This window comes from Streptomyces sp. NPDC086023 (assembly GCF_044540325.1).
Taxonomy (GTDB): Bacteria; Actinomycetota; Actinomycetes; order Streptomycetales; family Streptomycetaceae; genus Streptomyces.
Window position 1 is genome coordinate 73,815 of the sequence record NZ_JBITRX010000004.1, and the last position, 25,707, is coordinate 99,521.

Consider the following 25,707-nt stretch of genomic DNA (forward strand, 5'->3'; position numbering starts at 1 on the left):
GGTAGTTTTTCAAGGGTGCCCGCGGAGCCGGTCTCCGGGCGGGGGGTCCGGATGGCGGAGGATGGGCGCATGGGAGAGACCACCGCCCCCGGCGCGGAGATCGACCGGCTCGCCGAGACCGACGGCGTGCGCCTGCTGGGCCACCTGAGCCGCGTCGTCCACCTGCTGCACAACCGCACCCGGCCCGTCATGGCCGCCGCGTCCGGTCTTGAGGGGCCGGAGTTCGAGCTGCTGCTGCGGCTGTGGCAGCAGCCGGGTCACACCGCCCAGGCGGCGCCGCTGGGCGAGGCGATCGGACTCACCTCCAGCGGTACGACCCGCCTGGTGGCCCGCGCCCTGGCCAAGGGCCTGGTCAGCCGCGAACCCGACCCCTGCGACGGCCGGGCCTTCCTCCTCCGGCACACGCCACTCGGCCGGGAGAAGCTGCACGCCGCGCTGGACGCGCACGCGGCCCAGCTGCGGGAACTCCTCGGCCGCCGGCTCCCGCCGGAGCTGACCGCCCGGCTCATCGAGGACCTGGCCGCCTTCGACGCGGCGCTCTGACGGCCCGACCCGGCCTCCGCACGATCACTCCGGCGGCTCCGGCGCCTCCTCCAGCCCCCGCGTCGCCGGCCCCTGCAGCAGCGTGCCGTCGGCCGCGAATCGGGAGCCGTGGCACGGGCACTCCCAGGTCCGCTCGGCGGTGTTGAAGCCCAGCTCACAGCCCATGTGCGGGCACCGTACGTGCGACCGCCCGGCCACGTAGTGCCGGGCCACCGAAGCCTGGGAGCGCAGCACCGACGGCACGTCCCGGAAGGGCAGCCGCCGCCGCGGGTCCAGCAGCTCCGTCCACGCCGGCCGCGGCGCCCCGGTGACGTGCGCGGCCAGCAGCGGCCCCGCCGCCACCCCGTTGGTCAGCCCCCAGCCCCCGAAGCCGGTGGCCACGAACACGTGCTGGGTGTCGGGGTGCTCGTGGCCCACGAGCGGCAGCCCGTCCACCGAGTGCACGTCCTGCGCCGCCCAGCGGTACCAGGGTTCGGCGATCCCGAAGCGGGCCGCCCACTCCCCCAGCCGGGCCAGCCGCGCGTCCGTGTCCGGCGCGCCGGGCTCGAAGGCCTCGCCCGTGACCACCAGCAGCCTGCGCCCCCCTTCGTACGGGGCGGTCCGCACCGAGCGGACGCCGTCCTCGGGCGTGAGGTACATGCCCCGCGGCGCACTCTCCGCGTCCACCGGGGCGGCCAGCACCAGTTCCCGCCGCACGCTCAGCCGGGCCAGCAGGGCCGTGTGCGCGGTGACCGGGAATCCGGTGGCGACCACCACGTCCCCGGCCGACACGGTGCTCCCGTTCTCCAGCCTCAGCAGGCAGTGGGCCCGCTCGTGCACCTCCGCCACCCTGCTGTGCTCGTAGATCCGCGTGCCCCGCGTGCTGAGCGCGGCGGCCAGACCGAGCAGGAAGCGCCGCGGGTGGAACTGGTACTGGTCCGGCACCCGTACCGCCCCCGCCACCTCGAAGGGCAGCTCGGTCTCCGTCACGAACGCGGCGTCGAGGCCGGCCTCGCGGGCCGCCTCCGCCTCCGCACGCAGCTCGCCGACGCCGCCGGGGTCCGTGGCGTACGTGAAGGCCGGGGCGCGCTCCAGTTCGGCGTCGATCTCCAGCTCGGCGCACAGGGCGGCGACCCGCTCCATGGCGTCCTGCTGGGCCGCCGCGTACAGCCCGGCGGCCTCCGCCCCGTGCTCCTTGCGCACCCGGTCGTACGTCAGGCCGTGCAGCGCGGTCAGCTTCCCCGTGGTGTGGCCGGAGACGCCGCGCACGATGCGGTCCCCCTCCAGTACGACGACCTCGGCCCCCGCCGCGGCCAGCTCCCAGGCGGTGCAGAGGCCCGCGATGCCCCCGCCGATGACGGCGACGTCCGCGGTGCGGTCGTGGTCCAGGGCGGGATGGCCGGTGCGCGGGGTGCTGGACACCCAGTACGACGGCCCCATGTCGCTGCTCATGAGCAGCACGTACCCGTACCCCCGCCGTAGAATCCGAAATGCACCTGTAGTGGGTGGATTGACACGGAAAAGCACCGAGACGGGGCACCCGAGGACCGGGCAACACGGGGACGCGGGTCCGAGACCAGCCGGGGAGCCGGGATGTCGGTCCCAGAGAGCGGGCTGGCGGCCGCGGTCGCCGAGCTGACGGCGGAGATCGCCGCCATGCGCTCCGAGCGCGCCCGGCGCAGGCTCGTCGACCTCGCGACCGGGGTGCTGGTCAGCCAGCTGCGCATCGCCCCGGCGGAGGCCGGGGACCACCTGACGCGCCTGGCGGCGTCCACCGGCCTGGGCCTGGACGACATGGCCGCCGACATCGTCAACGGCGCGGCCGGGTCCCCTGCGGCCGCCCCCGGGGTGCCGGCCGCGTCCACCGAGCCGCCGCCCGCGGAGGCCCGCCGGATGCGCCGCGGTGTCGCGGCGGTCCTCTCCAACGACACGGCCGCCGACGCGGCGACCGCACTGCTGGAGAACAGTCTGAGCGTCCTGGGCGTCCGGGCGGTGTTCCTGTGGCGCCGCACCGGGACCGACTGCCTGGAACTGGCCGGCCAGGCCGGGGCGGGCCCGCAGGAGGCGCAGCACTGGCACTGGGTCCCGCCGGAGGGCGAGGGCCCGCTACACCGCGCACTGCGGTCGGTCGCCCCCGTCTGGCTGCCGGGCGGCACTCCGGCGGACCGGGCCGAGCGCCTCCCCGGCCCCTCCCGGGAGGCCGCCCGGGCCCTGGTGCCCCTGGCGCGCGAGGGGCAGGTGACCGGGCTCGCGCTGGCCGTCTGGCCCGGGCCGGCGGAGCTGTCCGAGGAGGTACGGCGCACCGTGGCCGCCCTGTGCGCGCCGGCGGCGTACGTCCTGGACGCGACGGCGCCGCGGACGGCCGCGCCGCCCGTGGTCACCGCCCTGCTGGACGTGCTGGAGCGGCCGGGGGCGGTACTGGGGCCGGAGGGCGTCGTCGAGCACCTCAACCCCGCCGCCCTCAAGTCCCTCGGCGGGAACAGCCACCTCGGGCGCCCGGTCGCCCAGGTCTTCCCGCACACCCACGCCGGCCTGCTGGCCCTCGCGGAACGCGCCGCCGCCACCACCGCCCCCCAGGCGGCCCCCCGGCTCCCGGCGGACGGCGCCGAGGCCGTCATGGGCTCCGTACGGGTGGTGCCGATGGGCGAGGGACGCTCCGTGGTGCTGTGGCGGACGACGGAGGACCGGGGACCGTCGCTGGCGCGGGCCCTCGGGCGCCTGGAGCGGCTGGCCTCCTTCGAGGACGACCTCGTCGGCGGCGGCTCCCGGTGGAGCGAGCAGGCGTACGCGGTGTTCGGCCTGCGGCCCGGCGACGACCCGCCTGTTCCGCTGCGGGCCCTGACGCCGCTGCTTCACCCGGAGGACGTGCCGGAGCTGGAGGAGCTGCTGGCCACCCTGACGAAACGCCACGAGGGCGGGCACGCACTGGTCCGGGTGGTGCGCGGTGACGGCGGTGTGCGCCACGTACGCATCGCGGCGGAGCCGGTGCTCGGCGGCGGGGTGCCGATCGGCGTGGTGGGCGTCTTCCAGGACGTGTCCGCCCAGCACCACACCGAGGTCGCGCTCAGCGCCACGTTCGACCAGCTGAACGTGGTCCAGGCGGACGCCGTGCTGCGCAACCGGCTGGTGCTCCGGCTCCAGCACGCGATCGTCCCCGAGGCGCCCACCCTGGAGACGGTGCCCGGGCTCCAGGTGGCCGCCCGGTACCGGCCGGCCGCGGAGGAGTACCGGGTGGGCGGGGACTGGTACGACGTCCAGACGCTGCCGGGCGGGAAGGTCCTGGTCACGGTCGGGGACATCGCCGGGCACGGCATCGCGTCCGCCACCTCGATGATCGCCCTGCGGGGCGCGTTGCGCGGGCTGGCCTTCGCCGAGCGCGCGCCGGGGCGGCTGATGGCCTGGCTCAACGAGGTCACCCTCCACACCTCCAGTCAGCCCACGGCCACCGCGCTGGCCGCCCTCTTCGACCCGGCGGACCACTCGCTGTGCTGGACGAGCGCGGGGCACCCGCCGCCGTTGCTGCTGCGCAACGGCCGGGCGCGCTTCCTCGCCGGGCCGCACAACGTGCTGCTGGGCGCCCTGCCGGGGGCGGAGTACGAGGACGCGAAGGCCCAGTTGCGGCCGGGCGACACCCTGCTGCTCTACACGGACGGCTTCGTCGAGCGCCGGCACACGAGCCTCGACGACAGCCTGGAGGCCTTCCGGCGCACGGCGGAGCGGCTGGGCCCGGGACCGCCGGACGAGCAGGCCGATCACCTGATGACGGGGGTCATCGGCGACACGGACGACGACACCAGCCTGGTCGTGGTCCGGGTCGCGTGACCGGCCGGCCCGGGGCGGGACGGGGTGCGTCAGGCGGTGATCCAGTCGCTGGTCGCGATGACCGGGGTGACGCCGTCGCGGTGGATGGTGCCCTCGATCAGGCCGTACATCCGGTCGGCGGCGTAGTAGACCTCGTTGTCGTTCTTGAGGCCGAAGGGCTCCAGGTCCACCAGGAAGTGGTGCTTGTTGGGCAGGTTGAGGCGGACCTCGTTGACCCGCGGGCAGTGGTCGAGCACGCGCTCGGCCATCTGGTTCAGGGTCTGCTGGAGCGAGTACGAGTAGGTCTCCGCGAAGGCCTCCAGCAGGTGCCTGCGGACCTTCTTGTACGACCGGTCCCAGTCGTGGCCGGCGTCGTCGGCGGCCAGGTGGGAGTGCGCCCAGCGGGCGGTGACCTTGGTGGCCAGGATGCGGTCGTACGCCTCCTGGAGGGTCGTGTACCTGTCCTTGATGTAGCCGTGGAACTCGGAGTCGGTCGAGTTCATCACGGTCAGGTCCTTGAGGCCGGAGACGACCTGGAGGCCCGTGGTCTCGCTGTAGGTGATCTGCGCGGTGCGCACCTCCTGGCCCTTGCGGACGAAGGAGTGCTGCTCCTTGCGGGTCGGCACGGGGATCCGGTCCCAGGCGAACTCCTCGATCCGGATCTGCGCCTCGCGGATCGGGGACTGGGAGGAGACGAAGTGCTTGGCGAGCAGGATGCCGAAGGCCTCGGGCGACTCGACGCCGTGCTCCTTGGCGAAGGCGTAGACCGTGTTCTTGGTCGTGTCCGTCGGCAGGCAGTTGGCGTTGTCGCCGGTCAGGTGCACGTCGCGGAACTCGCCGCGCAGGGCGACCGACACGTTCAGGTCGCGGATCTCGTGCCAGGACCCTCCCCCAGACTCCGTCTGGGAGGTGCCCCCATTGCCCTTGCGGGTGACCTTGACGATCCGGTTCTCGGCCTTGCCGTACTGGTTCTGGGACAGGACGTGCTTGCTCATGCTCGGGTGTCCTTCGGGTACGCGGAGTCCATGGGATCCCGTACGCCCGGCGTCCGGCGTCCGTCCCGGAGCCCTTTTCCGCGGACGGCCGCCCCCCGCCGTTCGGTCCCGGGGGACCGCCCCGGGACTGACGTGCATCCCGGTCCGTAGGTGGTTCACCGGATTGCAACACGCGTGCCGCGGGTTCGTCCCCGCGCGGATCGTCCGAGAGCGGGGGCGGTTCTTCGGCGGAACCGCCGACACCTCCGCACGCTCCGCGCGGGGCGGGCCCGCCGCTCAGTCCACGTGCGCGTCCGTGACGGCCAGGGCCTCGTCGAGGATCTCCAGGCCGGTCCGCGCCTCCGCCTCGGAAATGGTGCAGGGCGGGGCGATGTGGGTGCGGTTCATCGTGGTCAGCGGCCAGAGGCCGCGCTTGCGGCAGGCCGCGGCGAAGGCGTTCACCGGGGCGTTGGCCTCGCCCGTGGCCGCGTACGGCACGAGCGGCTCCCGCGTCTCGGGGTTCCGTACGAACTCCAGCGCCCAGAACGCGCCCGTGCCCCGCACCTCGCCGACCGACGGGTGGCGGGCGGCCAGCTCCCGCAGGCCCGGGCCCAGCACCTCGGCGCCGATGCGGGCGGCGTGCTCCACGATCCCCTCCTCGGCCATGGTGCTGATGGTGGCCACGGCGGCGGCGCAGGCCAGCGGGTGGCCGGAGTAGGTGAGGCCGCCGGGGTACGGGCGGGTCGCGAAGGTCTCCGCGATCCCGGCGGAGATCGCGACGCCGCCGAGCGGGACGTAGCCGGAGTTGACGCCCTTGGCGAAGGTCAGCAGGTCGGGGATGACCTCCCAGTGGTCGGCGGCGAACCACGTGCCGGTGCGGCCGAAGCCGGCCATGACCTCGTCGAGGACGAAGACGATCCCGTACCGGTCGCACAGCCGCCGTACCCCGGCCAGGTAGCCGGGCGGCGGCACGAGGACGCCGGAGGAGCCGGGGACGGTCTCCAGCACGACGGCGGCGATGGTGGCCGGTCCCTCGAAGACGATGGTGTCCTCCAGGTGCGCGAGGGCCCGCTCGCACTCCTGCTGCTCGGTCTCGGCGTGGAAGGGCGAGCGGTAGAGGAACGGCCCCCAGAAGTGGACCGTGCCGGCCGTGCCGGTGTCGGAGCCCCAGCGCCGCGGGTCGCCGGTCACGTTGATCGCTCCGGCGGTCGCGCCGTGGTACGAGCGGTACGCGCTCAGGATCTTGGGGCGGCCGGTGTGCAGCCGGGCCATCCGGATCGCGTTCTCGACCGCCTCGGCGCCGCCGTTGGTGAAGAAGATCTTGTCCAGGTCGCCGGGGGTCCGCTCGGCGATCAGCCGGGCGGCCTCCGAGCGCGGCGCCACGGCGAGGCCGGGGGCCAGCGTGCAGAGCCGGCCGGCCTGCTCCTGGATCGCGGCGACGACCTTCGGGTGCTGGTAGCCGATGTTGGTGTAGACGAGGGCGCTGGTGAAGTCGAGGTAGCGGTTGCCCTCGTAGTCCCAGAGGTGGCTGCCCTCGGCCCCGGCGATGGGCAGCGGGTCGATGAGGGCCTGGGCGGACCAGGAGTGGAAGACGTGGGCCCGGTCGGCGGCGCGGACCCGGTCGCGCTCCGCGCGCAGCCGCTCGGCCCGTGCCGCGGACGTGGGCCCGGACGCGGCGCGGCTCTCGGTCATGCAGTGCTCCCGTGGTCGTGCCGGATGGAGCGGGAAAGCATAGTTCATCTACCGGCAGGCGGAAGTTTCATTCCGTGGAATGGAAACACGGAAGCAAGTGTTCCGCGCCCGGCAGCCCGAATGAGACCCGGGGCCCGGGGGTAGCGGCGCTGTGTATCGGGTTGCATACCGGGGCAAGGAGGACGCCATGGCCACCGATATGGCCCAGCTCATCGGGTACCGGGTCGAAGCATCCGACGGACACATCGGGAAGATCGACAGGCACTCCGAGTACGTCGGCCGGCAGTTCGTCGTGATCGACACCGGACCCTGGATCTTCGGCAGGAGCGTGGTCGTCCCCGCCACCCTGGTGGCCCGGGTGGACGACGAGGCGCAGACGGTCCACCTGGCGGCGACCAAGGACGAGATCAAGGACTCGCCCGACTTCGAGAGCGGGCAGCACGACGACGACGTGGCCTTCATCCGTCTCGTCGAGCAGTACTACGCGAACCGCCACATGTGACCCTGGACCCGGTACCTGGACGACGGAGCGGGAGGGCTTGCCATGGTGTCGGCAGCGGCCGGAGGGCCGGAACCGGAGAGGCGGAGCGGCGGACGCTTCGCCGTGGAATCGCGCCCCGTGGACGGGGCCGTGGTGCTCTCCCTGGCGGGGGAGCTCGACCACGACACGGCGGAACCCCTGCGCGAGGCCCTGACCGCCGCCCTGCGGACCGGGGCGCCGCGCCTGCTGGTGGACTGCGCGGAGCTGAGCTTCTGCGATTCCACGGGCCTGAACGTGCTGCTGCGCGGCAGACTGGAGGCCGAGGAGGCCGGAGCCCGGCTGGAGCTGGCCGGACTGCCGCGGCCGGTGGCCCGGATGTTCCGCATCACCGGCGCGGAGCAGGTCTTCCCGGTGCACGCCGACCTGGCGACGGCACTGGCGGACGGACGGGGAGGCAGCGATGAGTGACGTGGACCCGTACCCGGGCCCACCCGCGGCGGCCCGCCCCGGCGAGCAGACCCGCCGGCTGGTGCTCCGCGGCACGCGGGGCGTGGTCACCCGCTGCCGCGACTTCACCCGCGAGGCGCTCGCCGACTGGCACTGGATCCCGTCCGTCGACGGGCCGGCGTACGCCGACCTGCCCCCGGAGCAGGAGGAGCGCTGGGCCGTCGTCGAGGACGTGCTGCTGCTGGTCTCCGAGGTGGTCACCAACGCCTGCATGCATGCGGGCGGCCCCAGCGAGCTGGTCCTGCACCACACCCCCGAGCGGCTGCGCGTCGAGGTCACGGACGGAAGCCCCGAAGTGCCGCGGCTCCGCCCGGCCGGCGACCCGGCCCAGCCGGGCGGGCACGGGCTGGTCGTGCTCCAGCGGCTCGCCCGCGAGTGGGGCTGGCGCCCCGTCGGCAGCGGCAAGACCGTGTGGCTGGAGGTGCCGTCACCGCTGCGGTACGGGGAAGACGGCCACCGGTCGCCCGGGGACCACGGGCAGGACCTGCGCGGGCCGGGACCTCACCCGGACGGCGACGGCCGCGGAGGCGGTGCGCCCGGCCTCACGGGGCGTCGTCCCGGGGCGGCGGGTCATCCGTCAGCAGACCGGAACGCAGCGCGCCCAGCGTCCGGCTGAGCAGCCGAGAGACGTGCATCTGGGAGATGCCCAGCCGGGCCCCGATCTCGGCCTGGGTCAGCTCCTCGCCGAAGCGCAGGGAGAGGATCTGCCGGTCACGCTCCGGAAGCTCGGCGAGCATCGGCTTCAGCGCCTCCAGGCACTCGATCCGCTCGTACGCCGCCTCTTCCTCGCCCAGTGACCGCTGGACCGTGCCCGGGTCGGCGTCCTCCTGCACCGGCGCGTCCAGCGAGCGGGTGGAGTACGCCTGGGCCGCCCGCCGGCCCTCCGTGAGCTCGTCCTCGCTCACTCCGAGGCGTGCGGCCAGCTCCGCGTCGGTGGGGCCCCGGCCCAGGTCCTGCTCCAGCTGGTCGGAGGCCTTGGCCAGGTCCAGGCGCAGCTCCTGGAGGCGCCGCGGGACCCGTACGGCCCAGCTGGTGTCCCGGAAGAAGCGCTTGATCTCGCCGGTGATGGTCGGCAGGGCGAAGGAGGTGAACTCGGCCCCGCGGTCCACGTCGTAGCGGTTGATCGCCTTGATCAGTCCGACGGTGCCGACCTGGATGATGTCCTCCAGCGGTTCGCTGCGGCCGCGGAATCGGCGGGCGGCGTACTTCACCAGGCTGAGGTTGAGCTCGACCAGGGTGTTGCGGACGTACGAGTACTCCGGCGTGCCCTCCATGAGCGTCGCCAGACGGCGGAACAGCACCACCGACAGGGTCCGTGCGTCAGCGGTGCTGACCTTCAGCGGATCCTCCGGGATCTCCGCGGACAGTCCGGCGAGGGCTTCCCGCGGGACGTCCTCCCCGGCTGCGGGGCCGAGGTGGGCAGGGAGCGGCTCCTTGACGGAGCGCGGTGCGGCGCGGTCCATGGCGTTCCTCCGACGGGGTCGGCGGTCGGCAGTTCCGACCGGTTTATACCCGGCGTACGGGCCACCGACCCCTTCTCGTGACAAAGTGGAACAGTCGATGGCATACGAGGTCATTCATGGCTGAATCGGATAAGGCGCTGGAAGAGCTGCTGGCCGGGCTGACCGCCGTCCGGGACGGCGACTTCTCCGTCCGGCTCGCCGAGGACGTGCCGGGTCTGCCCGGCGAGATCGCCGCCGTCTACAACGGCATGGTCGGCCAGCTCTCCCTCGTCACCAGCGAGGTCACCCGCGTGGCGCAGGAGGTCGGCGGCCAGGGCCTGCTCGGCGGGCACGCCCACGTACCGCGGGCCGGCGGCGTCTGGAGCGAGCTGACCACCGGCTTCAACAGCATGGCCGACAACCTGACCTCCCAGGTCCGCAACATCTCGCAGATCGCCCAGGCCGTGGCCCGCGGCGACCTCACCCAGAAGATCCGCGTGCAGGCCAGCGGCGAGATCCTGGAGCTGAAGGAGACCATCAACACGATGGTCGAGCGTCTGTCGGCGTTCGCCGAGGAGGTCACCCGCGTCGCCCGCGAGGTCGGCACGGAGGGCAACCTCGGCGGCCAGGCCACCGTCCACGGCGTCTCGGGGACCTGGAAGGACCTCACCGACAACGTGAACTCGATGGCGACGAACCTGACCAACCAGGTGCGCAACATCGCGCAGGTCACCACCGCCGTCGCCCAGGGCGACCTCACGAAGAAGATCGACGTCGACGCCCGCGGCGAGATCCTGGAGCTCAAGACCACCATCAACACCATGGTCGACCAGCTGTCGGCGTTCGCCGCCGAGGTCACCCGCGTCGCCCGCGAGGTCGGCAGCGAGGGCCGGCTGGGCGGCCAGGCCGAGGTCGCGGACGTCTCCGGCACCTGGCGGCGGCTGACCGAGAACGTGAACGAACTGGCCGGCAACCTCACCCGCCAGGTCCGCGCCATCGCCGAGGTCACCAGCGCCGTCGCCGAGGGCGACCTGACCCGGTCCATCGCCGTCGAGGCCCCCGGCGAGGTCGGCGAGCTGAAGGACAACATCAACGCCATGGTCGAATCGCTCCGCGCGACCACCCGCGCCAACGAGGAGCAGGACTGGCTCAAGACCAGCCTCGCCCGGGTGTCCGGCCAGATCCAGGGCCTGCGGGACCTCCCCGCCGTCGCCGAGCTGATCATGCGGGAGGTGCCGCCGCTCGTCTCCGCCCAGTACGGCAGCTTCTTCCTCGCCCAGCCGGGCTCCGCGGGCACCGAACTGGTCGCCATCGCCTCGTACGGCCTGCCCGACGACCCCGCCGACGGCCCCCGGCGCTTCCTGCCGGGCCAGTCGCTGGTCGGACAGGCCGCGCTCGACCGCAGACCGCTCGTCGTGGAGGACGTACCGCCCGGCTACGCCACGGTCGCCTCCGGCACCGGCGCCATCGACCCGACCACCCTCATCGTGCTGCCCATCGTGGGCGAGGACCAGGTGCTGGGCGCGCTGGAACTGGCCGCGCTGCGGCCCTGGAGCCCGGCGCACCGGGACTTCCTGGAGCAGTTCGCCGAGCTGGCCGCGGTCAACGTCGGCTCCCTGATCGCCAACGCCCGCACCGACGAGCTGCTCGACCGCTCCCAGCGCCTCACCGTCGAACTGCGCGCCCGCTCCCAGGAGCTCCAGGTCCGGCAGGCCGAACTCCAGCGCAGCAACGCCGAACTGAAGGAGAAGGCGGCCCTGCTGGCCGACCGCAACCGCGACATCGAGCGCAAGAACCTGGAGATCGAGCAGGCCCGCCAGGAGCTGGAGGAGCGCGCCCAGCAGCTCTCCCGCACCTCGATGTACAAGTCGGAGTTCCTGGCCAACATGAGCCACGAGCTGCGCACCCCGCTCAACAGCCTGCTCATCCTGGCCCAGTTGCTCGCCCAGAACCCCGACGGCAACCTCACGGAGAAGCAGGTCGACTACGCCACCGTGATCCACTCCGCCGGTTCCGACCTGCTCCAGCTGATCAACGACATCCTGGACCTGTCCAAGGTCGAGGCCGGCAAGATGGACGTGCACCCCGAGCCGGTCTCGCTGAGCCGCCTGCTCGACTACGTGGACGCCACCTTCCGCCCGGTGGCCGACGAACGCGGCCTCGACTTCCGGGTCTCGGCCGCGACCGACGTCCCCGACGAACTGGTCACCGACGAGTCCCGGGTCCGCCAGGTGCTGCGCAACCTGGTGTCCAACGCCCTCAAGTTCACCGAGACCGGTCGCGTCGAACTCGGCGTCGAGGTCCCGGACGCCGACCAGGTCCCCACGGAGCTGCGCGGCGCGGGCCGCCTGCTCGCGTTCACGGTCACCGACACCGGCATCGGCATCCCCCAGGACCGGCTCGACTCCGTCTTCGGCGCCTTCCAGCAGGGCGACGGCACCATCGCCCGCCACTACGGCGGCACCGGGCTGGGCCTCACCATCAGCCGCGAGGTGACGCTGCTGCTCGGCGGCGTGATCACCGTGCGCAGCACCGAGGGCGAGGGCAGCAGGTTCACCCTGTACCTGCCGATGCGCACCGGCCGGGACGCCGCGGCCCGGGCGCCCGAGGAGTCCGGGACGGCGGCCGAGGACGCGGGCCCCGAGACGGGTACGACGACCCTGGCCGGGCGCACCGTCCTGGTCATCGACGACGACCCGCGCAACGTCTTCGCGCTCACCGAGATCCTGCGCGGTGCCGGGATGGAGGTCCTCAGCTCCGGCAACGGCGAGGCGGGCATCGAGCTGCTGACCGCCCACCGGGAGGTGGAACTCGTGGTGATGGACCTGATGATGGCCGGGCTCGACGGGTACGCCGCCACCCGCGCCATCCGCGCGATGCCCGAGTTCGCCACGGTGCCGGTCGTGGTCGTGACGGCCAAGGCCATGCCGGACGACCGGGCCGAGGCCCTGGCCGCCGGGGCCACCGACTACGTCACCAAGCCGGTCGACCCGGAGCGGCTGCTGGCCGCCGTGCGGACCTGGCTGGCGGCGGACTGAGGGCCGTCGAGCGGCGCGGCGGCCGAGCGTGGTTCCTATCCGGCCGAGCCGAGCCTGAGGTTCCACCGGCCCGCGCGGCCGCTGAGTTCCGTGGTCGTGCCGGGGCGCGCGTCCAGCCGCCAGAAGACCGCCGGCGGCAGGCCGAGGGCGTGCACGACGGCCGCGCGCACGAAGGCCTGCTCGGCCTCCACGCGGTGCGCACCCGGGACCAGTCCGGCCAGCCAGTCCCCGGCACGGGCGACCAGCTCCTCCACCGATTCGCCGCCGGGGGGCGCGTACGCCGGGTCGGTGAGCCAGCGGTGCACGGCGGCCGGGTCCTCGGCGGCCACCTCGTCCAGCGTGCGCCCGGCCCAGACGCCCGTACGGAGCCCGAACGCGCCTCCGGCGCCGAACCGCCCCTGCCGCGCTTCCCCGTCCAGGGGCGGGGTGACCAGCCGAACTCGTACCGATGGGGGGTTCATAAGCGGAGCATAAACGCGGTACGGTCTCGGACGACATGACGACGGTATGACGGAAGCACCGGTGAGAATCCGGCACGGTCGCGCCACTGTGAATCCCCTCCCCCGGGCGGGGTAAGTCAGACCCGTAGCCGTCGTTGAGTGCACCACTGACCGGGACGCGTGTTCCCTCTGGAGGTACTGCCATGGCTCAGACCGCCGTGCCCGCGACGACCGAAGTCGCCCCCATCGCCCCCATCTCCCTGAAGACGCTGGCTCCTTGGGCCGTCTTCTTCGGCGTCGTGATGCTGGTCCTGCTCTACTTCGTCGGTGCCGAGCAGGGCGCCACGTCGGTCATGCAGGGCGAGACCATCCACGAGTGGCTGCACGACGGCCGCCACCTGCTCGGCTTCCCCTGCCACTGATCCACGGCAAGGAATCCGATCGTGAACTCTGTCTCCGTACGGGCCCTGCTGGTCCGCGGAATGCTGGCGGGACTCGTCGCGGGCGCGCTCGCGATGCTGGTCTCGTACTTCCTCGGTGAGTCGAAGGTCGACGCGGCCATCGCCATCGAGGAGGCCGGCGCCCACGCGGCGGCGGCCGGCCACGCCCACGAGCACGCCGAGGAGGTCGTCAGCCGCGCCCTGCAGTCCACGGCCGGCCTGGCCACCGGCGTCGTGCTCTACGGCGTCGCGCTGGGCGGCATCGCGGCGCTGGTCTTCTGCTTCGTCCTGGGCCGCATCGGGCGCTTCGGGGCGCGGGCGACGGCCGCGCTGGTGACGGGCGGGGCCTTCGTGGCCGTGACGCTCGTGCCGTTCTTCAAGTACCCCGCCAACCCCCCGGCCGTCGGCGACCCCGACACCGCCGGGAAGCGCACCGTGCTCTACCTGCTGATGATCGCGCTGAGCGTGCTGCTGTCGGCGGGTGCGGTGATCCTGGGGCGCCGGCTGGCGCCCAGGCTCGGCAACTGGAACGCCTCCGTCGCCGCGGGCGTGTTCTTCGTCGCCGTGATCACCCTGGCGTACGCGTTCCTGCCCGCCGTCAACGAGGTGCCCGCGGACTTCCCGGCCACCCTGATCTGGCAGTTCAGGCTCGCCTCCCTGGCGATCCAGGCCACGCTGTGGGCCGCCTTCGGCGTGGCCTTCGGCATCCTCGCGGAGCGTGTGCTGGAGCCCGCGCCGGCCGCGCCGGCCGGCAACCCCGCCGGGAATTCCGCCACAACTGCCGCCTGAGGAGCTGTTTCTGCCTTCTCAGGACTACTTCACACGCTGCCCCTTCGGGTACAACGGCCCTGTCACAAGGGCGAGTTATCCGGGGGGCGGCGCCGTGAACGAACCTGTCACGCGACAGCGGGTCTGGTACTGGTACGGCTGGACGGGCTCCGCGCCGTTCTGGCTCAACGCGTTATTGCTGGGGCTCGTGCCCTTCCTGCACGTGCTGCTGGTCCCGCAGATAGCGATCATCACCACCCTGGCCGCGCTGGGCGGACTCGTACGCCAGCTGGTCTTCCACGACTACGGCCACGCCGGGCTGCACCTCGCCGCGCTGGTCCTGGGCGCGCACGCGGTGGTCCTGGGGTTCATGGTCAGCACCTAGGCAGTGGCTGCCGGGCCGGGTCGGCCCGCCGCGTCCGGTGCGGTGCGTACGACGACCTGGTCGCCCCGCGGCCCGAACAGGTGCAGGATCTCCACCGCCTCCCGGCCCGCCGGGCCGAACCAGTGCGGCTCCCCCGTGTCGAACTCCGCCACCTCGCCGGGCCGCAGCGTGAACTCGGCGCCGCCCAGGATCAGCCGCAGCTCCCCGGCCAGGACGTACAGCCACTCGTAGCCGTCGTGCGTCACCGGCTTCGGCTCACGGGGTGCCAGCACCTGCTTGAACACCTGCACCCGGCCCGGGTACTGCGTGAGCGGCACCAGGACGCTGCCCGCGCTGCGGTGCAGCGGCCGCAGGTGCACCCGGGGGTCGCCGCTGGCCGGCGCGGCCACCAGCTGGTCCAGGGCCACCCGGTGGGCCCGGGCGAGCGGGATCAGCAGGTCGAGGGTCGGGCGCCGCTTGCCGGACTCCAGCCGTGAGAGCGTGCTCACCGAGAGGCCGGTCGTCGCGGCGAGCGCCTCCAGCGTGAGCCCGCGGTGTCGGCGCAGGGTGCGCAGCCGGGGGCCGATGCCGTCGAGTACCCGCTCAAGCTCCTCGTCCACGGCCCCATTGTGGAGGCCCGTCGGGCCGCCGGCCGTGCCGGTTTTGCGGTTTCCGCAAAGATGCTCGGCCGGTGCGGCGGGGCGGGCGGAGCCTGGCCGGGCAGACGAACCCGGAGCCGAGAGGCGGAGCGCAGCCATGACGACCCATTCCCCCGGGCCCCTGAACGGTCCGCCGCCGAGGGCCGTGACCGCGGCGGCCGCGGCCCCGGCCGCCGGTCCGGCGCTGAGCAGGCGGGGCCGGCGGACCGTGCTGGCGGTCTGCTGCCTGAGCATGTTCCTGGTGGGCCTGGACACCACCATCGTCAACGTGGGCCTGCCCGCGATCGGGGCGGGCCTGGGGATGGACACCCGGGGCCTCGAATGGACCGTGGACGCCTACACGCTCGTGCTGGCGAGCCTGCTGATCTCCGCCGGCGCGCTGGCGGACCGGTTCGGCCGCCGCCGGGTGTTCCGGCTCGGGCTCACCCTCTTCGGCACCGCCTCGCTGCTGTGCGCCGCGGCCCCCTCCGCAGGACTGCTGGTCGCGGGCCGCGCGGTGCAGGGCGTCGGCGCCTCGATGCTCAGTCCGGTGGCGCTCGCGATCGTGGTGAACGCGATGCCCGACCCGAGGGAGCGGGCGCAGGCCATCGGCGTGTGGGCCTCGGTGTTCGGGCTCAGCATGGCCGCGGGTCCCGTGACGGGCGGCGCGCTCGTCGAAGCGCTCGGCTGGCGGTCGGTGTTCTGGGTGAACGCCCCGGTCGTCGCGGTGGCGCTGCTGCTGAGCGTGTTCTTCGTACCGGAGTCGCGGGCACCGCGGGCCCGGCGGCCCGACCTCCCGGGTCAGGTGCTGCTGGCCCTGCTGGTCGGGGCGGTGGTCGGCGCCCTGATCGAGGGGCCGCACCTCGGCTGGGCCTCGCCCGTGGTGCTGGGCCTGTACGGGCTGGCCGCCGTGTCGGGGGCCGCGTTCGTCCGGGTGGCGTCCCGGCGGCCGGAGCCGCTGGTGGACCTGGCGCTCTTCCGGCGGCCGGCGTTCGCGGGCGCGGTGGTGGGGGCGGTGGCCGTGTTCACCGCCCTGAGCGTGGCTCTGCTGCTGACCACCCTGTACCTCCAGGAGGCGCGGGGGTGGACCCCGACGGCCGCGGGGGCGGCGACCCTGCCGATGGCCCTGGGGGCGACCGTGTGCGCGCCCCTGTCGGGCCGGCTGACCGGGCGCCGCGGGCCCCGCCTGCCGCTCGCGCTGGCCGGCGCGTTCATCGCGGCCGGCGGGCTGGTCCTGCTGGTGCTCCCGGCGGACACCGGGGTGCCGGCGCTGCTGGTGGCGTACGGGCTGATCGGCACCGGCTTCGGCTTCGCCAACGCCCCGATCACGAACACCGCGGTCAGCGGTCTGCCGCCGGACCGGGCCGGGGTGGCCGGCGCGATCACCTCCACCGCGCGCCAGCTGGGCTCCGCGGTCGGCATCGCCGTGGCGGGCGGCCTGGTGGCGTCCGCCGCCCCGGCCGGACTGGCCTCGGCCTCCCGCCCCGGCTGGGCCCTCGTCAGCGCCTGCGGGGCCCTGCTGTCTGCTCTGGCGCACACGACGGCCCGCCGGGCGCGCGCGACACGCCCGGCTGCGGTCACGGGGGGCGATCACCCGAACGGCCGCGCGTGACGGTCCCGTCACCCGGACGACCGCACATGGCGTCAACTGCGGTGACGTACAGGGGCCTTGCCGACACGCCGGGTCGGATACCGCCAACGGCCGCTGTTCCGGCGGGTGGTGACGGGCGGGCGGGGTCTTCCCCGCGCCGGGCCGCAGCGGCCGGCGGCCGCGCCCACGGGCCGCCGCCGGCCGCTGCCCGACCGGACGCGTGCCGTCCTCCCATCGGGGGGTTCTGCGCCACGTCGGGCACGGGAGCCGGGCGGCGCGGGAAGCTCCTGTGCATGAGCGGGACGCGGTACGTGCTGACGAAGGCCCTGGTGGCGGTCTGCCTCGTGCTGCTCACGCTGTCGGGCGGCGGCACCCCCGCCACGGCCGCCCCGGCCGCCCCGGCCGGCGCGTGCCCCCCGGCCCCCGCGGCTCCGGCCGCCCCCGCACCCGCCGCACCGGCACTCCCCCTCGCCCCGGCACCGGCCGAGGCCCCCGGTACACCCGGCGGGCCCGGCGAGGGTTCCGGCGAGCCGGTGCCCGGGGACACGGAACTCCGCTTCGCGGTACGCCATTCCCCGCGCGGTACGGAGCCGAGGGCACCCGGGGGCCGGCCGCCGGGCGGCATCCCCGCCCCGGAGCCGCCGGCCGGCGGCGCGCTGCGCGAGCGGACCGTCGTACCCGGGCCCGGCGCATCCCTGCTCACGGTGAGGTGTGTGGTCCTGCGCTGCTGACGGCACCGGCGTCAGACGCGAGCACCCCCGTCACCCCCCACACCGTGAGGACGTCCGTCATGCCCTTCGACCCCTTCGCGGCGCTCCACGCCATGCTGCGCGCGGAAGCCGCCCGATCCACCCCCCGGCCGCAGAAGCCCGCCGGGACCGGTTCCGAGCCCGAGCCGCGCCCCGCGGCCGGGACCCGGCGGGACTCCGTGCAGCGCGGGACCGCGCCGCAGGACTGACCCGTAGGCCGGACCTGCACGGCAGAGCGCCGGTTCCCGCGCCCTCGGCAACGGAGAGTGGTCATGTGTGAGGTTCGACCACGGGGCGCGGGAACCGGCGCCTGCACACCATGGTGCGCCGGGCGGACCGGCCGGGGCATCGGGCTTTCGTCCCGACCCGGGCGGCCGAAAGTACGGGCCTACGGTTCGTGCTGGTAGAACCAGTAGAAGGCGGCGACGCCGACGCCGAGGGCCACCGACAGCGCGACCACGACCGTGCGCCAGATGCTGTCGCCGGTGAGGCTGTAGAGGTAGCCGATCGAGATGCCCGCGAAGGCGAACCACAGGGCGGCCCGGATCTCCCTCATCACGTTCCTGCCGTACCTGAGCAGCAGGAACATCAGCCCTGCGAACAGGACCCCGCACAGGATCCCGTAGAAGACGTTGGCCGCGTCCACGGGACCGGTGTCGCGCTGCATGAACGCTGCGTAGATCCCGTACACGAGACCGCACAGCAGCGGGCCCAGCCAGGTCCCGGTGTGGATCTCACTCATCGTGCCCATGTGCCGTCTGGCGGCGCTGGGTGCGGCATGTGCCATCGCGGGCTCCTTTCGCAGGCCGCTGGCCTCCCCCACCCTCAAGGGCACACCCGCGCCCGGGGACCGGCAAGTGGATCTCCGTCACCCGTGCGCAGCAGCTCCGGTCGCGCCACGCCCGGGGGGCCGCGTTCCCTGGTGCCGTGCGGACTCGGGCGACGGTGGTGCGGGCGGTGTGGAGCGCGGTGGTGATCGCGCTGCTCGCCGTGCTCGTGCCGCTGGGCGCCGTGGCGGTCTGGGCGGACCGGGTGCTCGGCGACGAGGAGGAGTACGTCGTCGTCATGGCCCCGCTCGCGGAGGACGGCGCGGTACGCGGCGCCGTGGCCCGGGGGGCCGCTTCGGCGCTGGCCCGGCAGATCGAGGCGGGACCGGTCGAAGCCGGCGCGGAGCGGCTGCTGGGCGAGGCGACCTCCTCCTTCGTCGGCACCGAGGCGTTCCGTACGGCGTGGAACGCGGCGAACCGGGCCGCGCACACCGCGTTCACGGACGCCCTCGACGGGGGCTCGGGCGACACCGTCACCGTCGACCTCGCGCCGGTCGTCGCGGAGGTGAAGGCGGACCTGACGGCCGACGGCGTGCCGTTCGTCGACCGCATCCCGGTCGCCCGCACCGCGATCACGGTCATGGAGTACGAGAACCTCGGCACGCTCAGGAGGGGCTTCCACGTGCTGCAGAACGCCGGAGTCCGGCTGCCCGCCGTCACCCTGCTGCTGCTCGGCGCCTCGGTCGTGTTCACCCGGCGGCGCCGGGCCCTGCTCGTGGCCGCCGGGACCGGTTTCGCGGCCGGCGGGCTGCTGCTGGCGGGGGCCGTGTCCGTGTGCCGCCGGCTGACCCTCGACGACCTGCCGGCGGACGTCGACCGGGCGGCCGCGGGGGTGGTGTACGACGCGCTGACGGCCTTTCTGCGGACCGGTGCCTGGGCGGTGCTGGGGGCCGGGCTGGTCCTCGCGCTCGGTGCCTGGCTGTCGGGTCGGCTGCCCTCCCGCGAGCGGGGACGGATTTCCCCAAGGGTGTCCGGAAGGGTCCCGCATACCCCATAAGCTCGGTTGTGTTGAGAGAAGGAACGATTCGCGAGCTGCGCTACGGAAGCGGAATGAGCACGGAACAGGCACGGCCCGAACGCTCCACACCCCACGCCCTGGCCCCGCCCTCCTGGCTGCTGGAGGGGCTGCGGCCCAGTTCCGCCCCCATCCCCTGGGCGGCCGTCGTCCGCGCGGGCATCGCCCTGGCCGCCCCGCTGGCCGTCGGTTTCGCGCTGGACGAGCCCGAGTACGGCGCGCTGGTCTCGATGGGCGCGCTGTCCGGGGTGATGGCCGACACCGCGGACGCCTACCGGATGCGGGTCTACAACATCGCCGTCCCACAGCTGTTCGGCGCGGTGGGCGTCGCGCTCGGCACCCTGGTCTACGGGCACGGCTGGCTGGCGGTGGCCGTCCTGACGCTGGTCGCGCTGGTCTCCGGGATGATCTCGTCGATCGGCACGGTGGCCTCCGTGTCCGGTCTGCTGCTCCTGCTCAACGCCGTGGTGGGGGCCGGCCTGGCGCTGCCCCGGCCCTGGTGGATCGCGCCGTTGCTGCTCTCCGCAGGCGGCCTGTTCGTGCTGCTGCTGTCCCTGCTGGGGTGGCCGGTGCGGGGCCGGGCGCCGGAGCGGGCGGCGGTGGCGGCGACGTACCGGGCGCTGGCGGACGCGCTGGAGGCCGCGGGGACGCCCGGGCCCGCGTACGAGGAACGCCGCCAGGCCGTCACCCAGGCCCTGAACCACGCCTACGACCTGGTGCTGGCCCGGCGGGCCCGGGTGCCCGGGCGCAGTCCCTCGCTGGTGCGGATGCTGGCCCAGCTCAACGTGGTCATCCCGATGGTCGAGGCCGCCCCGGTCGCGCACCAGCGCGGCAGGCCGCTGCCCCCCGAGATCCCGGCCGCGGTGCGCGAACTGGCCGACGCAGTCGAGGAGGAACTCACCGGCACCGGAGAACTCGACCTGGGGCTGCCCGCCCCCTCGGGACCCTCCGAGCGGGCCATCGAGTCGGCCCTGCACCACGCGGCGGCCATCGTGCACACCCCCGACCCCGACCTGTACAACGTCGACGACCGGCTCGGCCGCCCCGCCGCCCTGCGCATCAGGGCGCGGCACGCCGTGCGGGACGTGATGCTGTCCGGCGACTCCTGGCGCTACGGGCTGCGCCTGGCCCTGTGCATCGGACTGGCCCAGTCGCTGGTCTCCCTGGTCGAGGTCGAGCGCTCGTACTGGGTGGCGCTCACCGTCACCTTCGTCCTCAAGCCGGACTTCGGCTCCGTCTTCTCCCGGGCCGTGCTGCGCGCGGTGGGCACGGCGGTGGGCCTGGTCCTGGCGGCCGGAGTGCTCGGCGAGGTGCCGCGCGGCTGGTGGGACGTGCCCGTGATGCTGGTGCTCGGCGCGCTGATCCCGGCCTTCTCGGCCAAGGGGTACGCCTTCCAGACCGCCGCCATCACACCGGTGATCCTGCTGCTCTCGGACCTGCTCAACCACCAGGGATTCGACCTGATCAGGCCCCGGCTGATGGACAGCCTGATCGGCTGCGCGATCGCCCTGGTCGCGGGCTACCTGCTGTGGCCGGAGAGCTGGCGGACCCGGATCGGCGACCGGCTGGCCGACACGGTCGACGACGCGGCCCGGTACGTCGAGCGGTCCTTCCGCAGGGACCTCGGCGACGATCCGGACGCGCTGCGGGCCGCCCGGGTGTCCCGGATCCAGGCCCGCCGTCGGATCTACCGCGACCTGTCGTCCGTAAGGTCGGAGTTCCAGCGGGCCCTGACCGAGCCGCCGCCCGCCGGGACGCGGGCCGCCGCCTGGTGGCCGCTGGTGGTGGCCGTCGAGCGGATCGTGGACGCCACCACGGCCGCCCGGGTGCGGGTCAACCACGGGGCGGAGCCACCCCGGCCGGAGGAGGTGGAGCGGATCGCCGCGCACCTGCGGGAGCTGGCCTCGGAGGTACGGGACGACCTGGCGGCGCTCCCGGTCCGGCCGCGCCCGGAGGACACCGACGAGGAGGGCGTGCTGGGACCGCTCCGCCAGGAGGTCGCGGCCGCCCGGGCGATCGCCTCGGACCAGGTCTGAGCGCCGTGTCCCCCGAACGGGCCCGTCGCCCACGCCCGGCCCGCCCGGCCGGGGGACCATCGGAACATGTGGCACCCCAGTGAGCGCGTCCTCGGTCCGGTGCTGCTGGCCGTGCCGCTGTGCCTGGCCCTGGCGGGATGTGCCGACGAGTCCGGGCTGCGCAGCCGGGGCAACCTCGGGGAGGTGCACGCTCCGGAGAGCCTGTGGACCGAGATCCGCCCCTCGCCCCCGGGGCCGGGTGAGCGCCCCGGACAGCCGGCCGTCGTGCCCGGCCTGCCCCGGGTGCCGGGCGGTGACATGCGCGGGACCGACATGCTGAAGGTGGTGCGGGCGGACATCGGCTCGGCCGTCCGGGAGGACGGGGGCACCGGGCGGCTGGTGGACGCCCGGGCGGTGCAGCGGCTGGCGCTCTGCCCCGGGAGCGGGGACCCGGACGCCGGGTGCCCGGTGCGCCGGGCGGTCTTCCACGACCTCACCGGCGACGGCAAGGACGAGCTGATCACGGCCGTGGACGTGGACGGGCGGCTGAGCGAGCTGCGCGTCTACACGGTCCGGGACGGCCGGGTGACGCGCGTGCTGTCCCGGCGCGCGGTCCTGGAGGGCGTCGAGGTCGCCGCCGAGCACCTGGCCGTACGGGAGCCGACCTCCAACCCGAAGCTCGTCGCCGTCTCCGACTACGTCTGGGAGCCCGAGAGCGGCAGCATGGCCCTGTCCCAGCTGAGCCTCGACGAGTGCCGCCTGCTCAAGGAGGCGTCCACGCCCTGCCCGCCGAGCGAGATCTGAGCGGGGCGGCCCATGTGGACCAGCCTGCGCTGGAAGATCGCCGCGACGACCACGGCGGTGTGCTGCGCCGTCGCGGCCGTCCTCGGGATCCTCGTGCACAACGTCGTCGCCCGGCAGATCTCCGGGGAGGTGCGCAAGGAGGTGGACGAGAAGCTGGAGCACGCCATGGGCCACTACCAGTACGGCACCACCCACGGCGACGTGAACAGCTCGCTCGACCCGCCCGGGCTGCCCCGCGACCTCGCCGAGCTGGTCGCGCGCGGGGAGACCGGCAGCATGGTCGGCACGGCCGGCGGCAAGCCCGTGATGTGGGCCGCGACCCCCGCCGACGGCAGGCCGCTGGCCGTCTGGGTGCCGTACGGGGAGACCCGGGACCGGCTGAACTCCGTCGACGCCGCCATCCTCGCCTCGGCCGCGCTCGCCGCCGGGCTGGTGGCGCTGGCGGGCCTCTTCCTCGCCGACCGGATCAGCCGCCGGCTGGCGCTCACGGCGGCGGTGGCCCGCCGGATCACCGAGGGCGACCTGGACGCGCGGGCCGGCTTCCCGACGGAGGGCGCCCGGCGTCACCGGGACGAGGTGCGGGACGTGGCGGTCGCCCTGGACTCGATGGCCGAGGCGCTGAAGGACCGGCTGGAGGCGGAGAAGAGGTTCACCGCCGACGTGGCGCACGAGCTGCGCACCCCGCTGACCGGTTCGATCGCGGCGGCGGGACTGCTGCCCGAGGGCCGCCCGAAGGAGATGATCGACGACCGGCTGCGGGCCCTGCACCGGCTCACCGAGGACCTCCTGGAGATCTCCCGGCTGGACGCGGGCGTCGAGCAGGCGGACCTGGCGCGGATCCAGCTCGGGGCCACCGTCACCCGGATCGTGGCGGCCTCCCGGCTCGAAGCCGAGGTCAGGGTGGTGCGCGAGGCCGTGGTGCTCACCGACCGGCGACGGCTCGACCGGATCCTGGTCAACCTGATCGCCAACGCCCACAAGCACGGGGCACCGCCGGTGGTCGTGACCGTGACGGGCCCGGTGGTCGAGGTGCGCGACCACGGTCCGGGCTATCCGCGCGAACTCGTGGACCGGGGGCCGCAGCGCTTCCGCACCGGGGACCCGGGGCGCGGGAAGGGGCACGGGCTGGGCCTGACGATCGTGGCGGGCCAGGCGGCCGTCCTGGAGATCGGGCTCGACTTCTCCAACGCGCCGGACGGCGGCGCGGTGACCACCCTGCGGCTGCCGGTCCGCGTGCCGCCCGAAGGGAGCTGAGCCGGGGTGTGTTTCACGTGAAACACACCCCGGCTCACTCAACTACCGGATCAGACGCCGATGTTCTTGCCGTCCTTGCGCCAGACCGCGACGACCGCGGGGCGGACGATCTTGCCGGGTCCGTCGGGCCAGACCGACATCGGGTTCTCGACGGAGGCGCCGTCGAGCTCGCCCGGGTGCTGCACGGCGACCAGGACGCGGCGGTCCTGGACCAGCGGGCCGCAGGTCTCGGCACCGCGCGGCACGGTGAGGAACTGCTTCAGCTCACCGCGGCGCTCGCCACGGGTGGCCACGCCGAACAGGCCGTCGTGGGTGCCGAGCTGGTTGCCGTCCGTGGAGATCCACAGGTTGCCGTGCGAGTCGAACGCCACGTTGTCCGGGCAGGAGATCGGGCTGACCTTCTCCTTCGGGAAGCCCGCGAAGTAGGTGGCCGGGTCGTTCGGGTCGCCGGCGACCAGGAACAGGCGCCAGGCGAAGCCGTCCGAGGCCGGGTCGTTCCAGTTCTCGGCGAGCTCCAGGATCTGGCCGTGCTTGTTGGCGTTGCGCGGGTTGGCCTCGTCCGCCGGGGCCTTGCCCGCGGCACCGCGGTCCTTGTTGTTGGTCAGCGCGACGTAGACGCGACCGGTGCGCGGCGACGGCTCGATGTCCTCGGGGCGGTCCATCTTCGTGGCGCCCACCTTGTCGCCGGCCTGGCGCGTGAAGACGAAGACCTCTTCGGCGGTCATGCCGTCGACGTGCGAGACGGCACCGTCGGCGGTGGCGGTGGCCAGCGGGATCCACACGCCGGTGCCGTCGAACTCGCCGTCGTTCGGAAGCTTTCCCGTGCCGTCGATCTGGGCGGCCGGAGAGTCGCCGGTGAGCTTGGCGACGTACAGCGTGCCCTCGTCGAGGAGGGTCAGGTTGTGCTCGCGGGCGGCGCGGGACTTGCCCTTCTTCATCCGCTTGCTGGAGACGAACTTGTAGAAGTAGTCGAAGCGCTCGTCGTCGCCGGAGTAGACGACCGGGCGGCCGTCCTCGGTCAGGCGCGGCTGGGCACCCTCGTGCTTGAAGCGGCCGAGCGCGGTGTGCTTGCGCGGGGTCGACGTCGGGTCGTACGGGTCGAGCTCGACGACGTAGCCGAAGCGGTTGACCTCGTTGGGCTCCTGGAGCACGTCGAAGCGCTTGTCGAAGCGCTCCCACTTGCGCTCGGAGGCGGCGCCGCCGACGCCGTAGCGCTTCAGGCGGGCGGCCTGGACCGGCTCGGTCACGGCGCCGCCGTTGGCGAAGTACTGGTTGAAGTTCTCCTCGCCGTGGAGGGTGGTGCCCCACGGGGTGGTGCCGCCGGAGCAGTTGTTCAGCGTGCCGAGCACCTTGGTGCCGGTCGGGTCGGCGGAGGTCTTCACCAGGTCGCTGCCGGCCACCGGGCCGGTCAGGCGGAACTCGCTGGTGGCGGTGAGGCGGCGGTTCAGCTCGTGGCGGCGGACCGGGGTGAGCTTGCCGCTGCGGTGGTCCTCCTGGACCACGACGACGCCGAGGCCGTGCGCGGCCCAGGCGATCTCGACCTGCTCGCGGGTCGGGTTGTTCGCGTCGTAGTTCGCGAACATCAGGACCTCGTCGGTGTACTCGTGGTTCGCGACGAGGACCTGGCGGCGCGCGTAGGCGTCGTCCAGCGGGAGCAGGGCGAGGAAGTCGTTGTTGTAGCCGAACTGGCCGGCCTGGGCGGCTGCGGTCTGGTTCTTCTCGTCGAAGGCCGGGGCCCCGCGCAGGATCGGGTCGCCCCAGCGGATCACGACGCCCTGCTCGTAGCCGGCGGGGATGGTGACCTGGTCGTCCGTGTTGGGCGCGACGGGGGCGAAGCGCAGGCCCCGGGCGGCACCGGCGTCAACGGCGGTGGCGGCCCCGGTACCGGTAGCGGCGCCCTCGGCGGCCACGGCCGGGGTGGCACCCTGGCCGACGACGGCGGTGGTGCCGGCGGCGGTGGCGACCGTCACGACGGCGGCGGCGCGGAGCATCGAGCGGCGCGAGAGCGCACCGGCTATGACGTCGCCGACGTACTCGTTGTCGCTGGTGTTCGGCACCTCGTGGAAGCAGGCGTCACCACAGCGGAAGCGGCAGGTGAGCGCCGAGCGGCCACCCGCGTGCGGGGTGCTGATGAGCGGCAGGAGCTTGCGCACGTATGTCCTCCGGTGAATACACGGCGACGCTCACTGCGCCGACATCGTGTCGGAACGAATCCAGCCGCGACGGTAGGACGCAGTTGCGCCACGGCGGCGGCGGGCGGATGAACGGTGGGTGAATCCGGCACGAAGGGGCGGAAGTTCACTCCGGCGGACCTTGGAACGGGCGCGTGGGGCCTCCCCTCCCTT

24 protein-coding genes are annotated in these 25,707 nt (G+C 73.9%); 16 read left to right on the forward strand and 8 right to left on the reverse strand.

Translation table 11 applies throughout. The annotated features are described in order from the left end of the window. The first annotated feature begins 69 nt into the window (after positions 1-69). Positions 70-543 (forward strand): MarR family winged helix-turn-helix transcriptional regulator, encoded by a 474-nt coding sequence (locus ACIF6F_RS09765; protein WP_399943702.1) that lies wholly within the window; start codon positions 70-72, stop codon positions 541-543. Positions 544-567: 24 nt separating this feature from the next. Here ACIF6F_RS09765 and ACIF6F_RS09770 read toward each other — a convergent pair whose 3' ends face one another. Continuing rightward, positions 568-1,974, reverse strand: coding sequence for an FAD-dependent oxidoreductase (locus tag ACIF6F_RS09770; protein ID WP_399943704.1), 1,407 nt, complete (start codon positions 1,972-1,974; stop codon positions 568-570). 141 nt (positions 1,975-2,115) lie between these two features. Between ACIF6F_RS09770 and ACIF6F_RS09775 the strand changes: the two genes are divergently transcribed. Then, a complete protein-coding gene (locus ACIF6F_RS09775) occupies positions 2,116-4,344 on the forward strand; it encodes a SpoIIE family protein phosphatase (RefSeq protein ID WP_399943706.1) in 2,229 nt (742 codons plus the stop codon). Positions 4,345-4,373: 29 nt separating this feature from the next. On the opposite strand, the gene pucL is transcribed toward ACIF6F_RS09775, so the two are convergent. Next, on the reverse strand, positions 4,374-5,318 hold the full coding sequence (gene pucL, locus ACIF6F_RS09780; RefSeq protein WP_399943708.1) for a factor-independent urate hydroxylase: 945 nt from the start codon (positions 5,316-5,318) through the stop codon (positions 4,374-4,376). A gap of 276 nt (positions 5,319-5,594) precedes the next feature. Beyond that, positions 5,595-6,989, reverse strand: a complete 1,395-nt coding sequence (locus tag ACIF6F_RS09785) for an aspartate aminotransferase family protein (protein WP_399943711.1) — start codon at positions 6,987-6,989, stop codon at positions 5,595-5,597. Between the two features lie 187 nt (positions 6,990-7,176). Between ACIF6F_RS09785 and ACIF6F_RS09790 the strand changes: the two genes are divergently transcribed. The 3 genes from ACIF6F_RS09790 to ACIF6F_RS09800 are packed head-to-tail and all read left to right on the forward strand — an operon-like array spanning position 7,177 to position 8,593. Beyond that, entirely contained in the window at positions 7,177-7,491 is a 315-nt protein-coding gene (locus ACIF6F_RS09790; protein WP_399943714.1) for a PRC-barrel domain containing protein, read from the forward strand. A 42-nt stretch (positions 7,492-7,533) separates the two neighbouring features. Then, complete coding sequence (locus ACIF6F_RS09795) at positions 7,534-7,938, forward strand: STAS domain-containing protein (protein ID WP_399943717.1); 405 nt, start codon at positions 7,534-7,536, stop codon at positions 7,936-7,938. Then, positions 7,931-8,593, forward strand: coding sequence for an ATP-binding protein (locus ACIF6F_RS09800; RefSeq protein ID WP_399943719.1), 663 nt, complete (start codon positions 7,931-7,933; stop codon positions 8,591-8,593). The genes ACIF6F_RS09795 and ACIF6F_RS09800 overlap by 8 nt, the downstream gene beginning before the upstream one ends. Here the strand turns inward: ACIF6F_RS09800 and ACIF6F_RS09805 are convergent. After that, positions 8,520-9,440: a SigB/SigF/SigG family RNA polymerase sigma factor gene (locus tag ACIF6F_RS09805; protein ID WP_399943721.1), complete on the reverse strand. Its 921-nt coding sequence runs from the start codon at positions 9,438-9,440 to the stop codon at positions 8,520-8,522. The genes ACIF6F_RS09800 and ACIF6F_RS09805 overlap by 74 nt on opposite strands. Positions 9,441-9,556: 116 nt before the next feature. Here ACIF6F_RS09805 and ACIF6F_RS09810 point away from each other — a divergent pair, with 116 nt between their 5' ends. Next, positions 9,557-12,457 carry a HAMP domain-containing protein gene (locus ACIF6F_RS09810; protein ID WP_399943724.1) on the forward strand — a complete coding sequence of 967 codons (2,901 nt, stop codon included), beginning with the start codon at positions 9,557-9,559 and terminating at the stop codon, positions 12,455-12,457. A 35-nt stretch (positions 12,458-12,492) separates the two neighbouring features. Here the strand turns inward: ACIF6F_RS09810 and ACIF6F_RS09815 are convergent, their stop codons facing one another. After that, positions 12,493-12,918: a histidine phosphatase family protein gene (locus ACIF6F_RS09815; protein ID WP_399943726.1), complete on the reverse strand. Its 426-nt coding sequence runs from the start codon at positions 12,916-12,918 to the stop codon at positions 12,493-12,495. 182 nt (positions 12,919-13,100) lie between these two features. On the opposite strand from ACIF6F_RS09815, the gene ACIF6F_RS09820 reads away from it, so the two are divergent. From ACIF6F_RS09820 to ACIF6F_RS09830, 3 genes are all read left to right on the forward strand, one after another. Then, positions 13,101-13,319 carry a CbtB-domain containing protein gene (locus tag ACIF6F_RS09820; RefSeq protein WP_399943729.1) on the forward strand — a complete coding sequence of 73 codons (219 nt, stop codon included), beginning with the start codon at positions 13,101-13,103 and terminating at the stop codon, positions 13,317-13,319. Positions 13,320-13,340: 21 nt separating this feature from the next. Then, entirely contained in the window at positions 13,341-14,126 is a 786-nt protein-coding gene (locus ACIF6F_RS09825) for a CbtA family protein (RefSeq protein ID WP_399943731.1), read from the forward strand. Between the two features lie 187 nt (positions 14,127-14,313). Then, positions 14,314-14,490 carry a hypothetical protein gene (locus ACIF6F_RS09830; RefSeq protein WP_399943734.1) on the forward strand — a complete coding sequence of 59 codons (177 nt, stop codon included), beginning with the start codon at positions 14,314-14,316 and terminating at the stop codon, positions 14,488-14,490. Here the strand turns inward: ACIF6F_RS09830 and ACIF6F_RS09835 are convergent. Then, the gene (locus tag ACIF6F_RS09835) at positions 14,487-15,089 is read right to left on the reverse strand and encodes a helix-turn-helix domain-containing protein (protein WP_399943737.1); all 603 of its coding nucleotides are present in this window, start codon (positions 15,087-15,089) and stop codon (positions 14,487-14,489) included. The two genes, ACIF6F_RS09830 and ACIF6F_RS09835, sit on opposite strands and share 4 nt — an antisense overlap. Positions 15,090-15,225: 136 nt before the next feature. On the opposite strand from ACIF6F_RS09835, the gene ACIF6F_RS09840 reads away from it, so the two are divergent. The 3 genes from ACIF6F_RS09840 (at position 15,226) to ACIF6F_RS09850 (ending at position 17,656) form a co-directional block, all read left to right on the forward strand. Continuing rightward, positions 15,226-16,719: an MFS transporter gene (locus ACIF6F_RS09840; protein ID WP_399943739.1), complete on the forward strand. Its 1,494-nt coding sequence runs from the start codon at positions 15,226-15,228 to the stop codon at positions 16,717-16,719. Positions 16,720-16,991: 272 nt separating this feature from the next. Next, positions 16,992-17,429: a hypothetical protein gene (locus ACIF6F_RS09845; RefSeq protein WP_399943742.1), complete on the forward strand. Its 438-nt coding sequence runs from the start codon at positions 16,992-16,994 to the stop codon at positions 17,427-17,429. Positions 17,430-17,488: 59 nt separating this feature from the next. After that, positions 17,489-17,656 (forward strand): hypothetical protein, encoded by a 168-nt coding sequence (locus tag ACIF6F_RS09850; protein ID WP_399943744.1) that lies wholly within the window; start codon positions 17,489-17,491, stop codon positions 17,654-17,656. A gap of 179 nt (positions 17,657-17,835) precedes the next feature. Here ACIF6F_RS09850 and ACIF6F_RS09855 read toward each other — a convergent pair whose 3' ends face one another. Further along, positions 17,836-18,234 (reverse strand): hypothetical protein, encoded by a 399-nt coding sequence (locus ACIF6F_RS09855; RefSeq protein WP_399943746.1) that lies wholly within the window; start codon positions 18,232-18,234, stop codon positions 17,836-17,838. Positions 18,235-18,374: 140 nt separating this feature from the next. Here ACIF6F_RS09855 and ACIF6F_RS09860 point away from each other — a divergent pair, with 140 nt between their 5' ends. From ACIF6F_RS09860 to ACIF6F_RS09875, 4 genes are all read left to right on the forward strand, one after another. Continuing rightward, positions 18,375-19,271, forward strand: coding sequence for a hypothetical protein (locus ACIF6F_RS09860; RefSeq protein WP_399943749.1), 897 nt, complete (start codon positions 18,375-18,377; stop codon positions 19,269-19,271). 53 nt (positions 19,272-19,324) lie between these two features. After that, positions 19,325-21,325: an FUSC family protein gene (locus ACIF6F_RS09865; RefSeq protein WP_399943752.1), complete on the forward strand. Its 2,001-nt coding sequence runs from the start codon at positions 19,325-19,327 to the stop codon at positions 21,323-21,325. 66 nt (positions 21,326-21,391) lie between these two features. Then, a complete protein-coding gene (locus ACIF6F_RS09870) occupies positions 21,392-22,108 on the forward strand; it encodes a hypothetical protein (protein ID WP_399943754.1) in 717 nt (238 codons plus the stop codon). A gap of 12 nt (positions 22,109-22,120) precedes the next feature. Then, entirely contained in the window at positions 22,121-23,362 is a 1,242-nt protein-coding gene (locus tag ACIF6F_RS09875; protein ID WP_399943756.1) for a sensor histidine kinase, read from the forward strand. Between the two features lie 50 nt (positions 23,363-23,412). Here the strand turns inward: ACIF6F_RS09875 and ACIF6F_RS09880 are convergent, their stop codons facing one another. Next, positions 23,413-25,515 carry a PhoX family protein gene (locus ACIF6F_RS09880; RefSeq protein WP_399943759.1) on the reverse strand — a complete coding sequence of 701 codons (2,103 nt, stop codon included), beginning with the start codon at positions 25,513-25,515 and terminating at the stop codon, positions 23,413-23,415. Positions 25,516-25,707 lie beyond the last annotated feature (192 nt).

Coding starts and splice junctions, on each gene's coding strand:
- ACIF6F_RS09765 (WP_399943702.1), top strand. CDS start 70: ATGGGAGAGACCACCGCCCCCGGCGCGGAGATCGACCGGCTCGCCGAG.
- ACIF6F_RS09770 (WP_399943704.1), bottom strand. CDS start 1,974: ATGAGCAGCGACATGGGGCCGTCGTACTGGGTGTCCAGCACCCCGCGC.
- ACIF6F_RS09775 (WP_399943706.1), top strand. CDS start 2,116: ATGTCGGTCCCAGAGAGCGGGCTGGCGGCCGCGGTCGCCGAGCTGACG.
- pucL (WP_399943708.1), bottom strand. CDS start 5,318: ATGAGCAAGCACGTCCTGTCCCAGAACCAGTACGGCAAGGCCGAGAAC.
- ACIF6F_RS09785 (WP_399943711.1), bottom strand. CDS start 6,989: ATGACCGAGAGCCGCGCCGCGTCCGGGCCCACGTCCGCGGCACGGGCC.
- ACIF6F_RS09790 (WP_399943714.1), top strand. CDS start 7,177: ATGGCCACCGATATGGCCCAGCTCATCGGGTACCGGGTCGAAGCATCC.
- ACIF6F_RS09795 (WP_399943717.1), top strand. CDS start 7,534: ATGGTGTCGGCAGCGGCCGGAGGGCCGGAACCGGAGAGGCGGAGCGGC.
- ACIF6F_RS09800 (WP_399943719.1), top strand. CDS start 7,931: ATGAGTGACGTGGACCCGTACCCGGGCCCACCCGCGGCGGCCCGCCCC.
- ACIF6F_RS09805 (WP_399943721.1), bottom strand. CDS start 9,440: ATGGACCGCGCCGCACCGCGCTCCGTCAAGGAGCCGCTCCCTGCCCAC.
- ACIF6F_RS09810 (WP_399943724.1), top strand. CDS start 9,557: ATGGCTGAATCGGATAAGGCGCTGGAAGAGCTGCTGGCCGGGCTGACC.
- ACIF6F_RS09815 (WP_399943726.1), bottom strand. CDS start 12,918: ATGAACCCCCCATCGGTACGAGTTCGGCTGGTCACCCCGCCCCTGGAC.
- ACIF6F_RS09820 (WP_399943729.1), top strand. CDS start 13,101: ATGGCTCAGACCGCCGTGCCCGCGACGACCGAAGTCGCCCCCATCGCC.
- ACIF6F_RS09840 (WP_399943739.1), top strand. CDS start 15,226: ATGACGACCCATTCCCCCGGGCCCCTGAACGGTCCGCCGCCGAGGGCC.
- ACIF6F_RS09845 (WP_399943742.1), top strand. CDS start 16,992: ATGAGCGGGACGCGGTACGTGCTGACGAAGGCCCTGGTGGCGGTCTGC.
- ACIF6F_RS09850 (WP_399943744.1), top strand. CDS start 17,489: ATGCCCTTCGACCCCTTCGCGGCGCTCCACGCCATGCTGCGCGCGGAA.
- ACIF6F_RS09855 (WP_399943746.1), bottom strand. CDS start 18,234: ATGGCACATGCCGCACCCAGCGCCGCCAGACGGCACATGGGCACGATG.
- ACIF6F_RS09865 (WP_399943752.1), top strand. CDS start 19,325: ATGAGCACGGAACAGGCACGGCCCGAACGCTCCACACCCCACGCCCTG.
- ACIF6F_RS09870 (WP_399943754.1), top strand. CDS start 21,392: ATGTGGCACCCCAGTGAGCGCGTCCTCGGTCCGGTGCTGCTGGCCGTG.
- ACIF6F_RS09875 (WP_399943756.1), top strand. CDS start 22,121: ATGTGGACCAGCCTGCGCTGGAAGATCGCCGCGACGACCACGGCGGTG.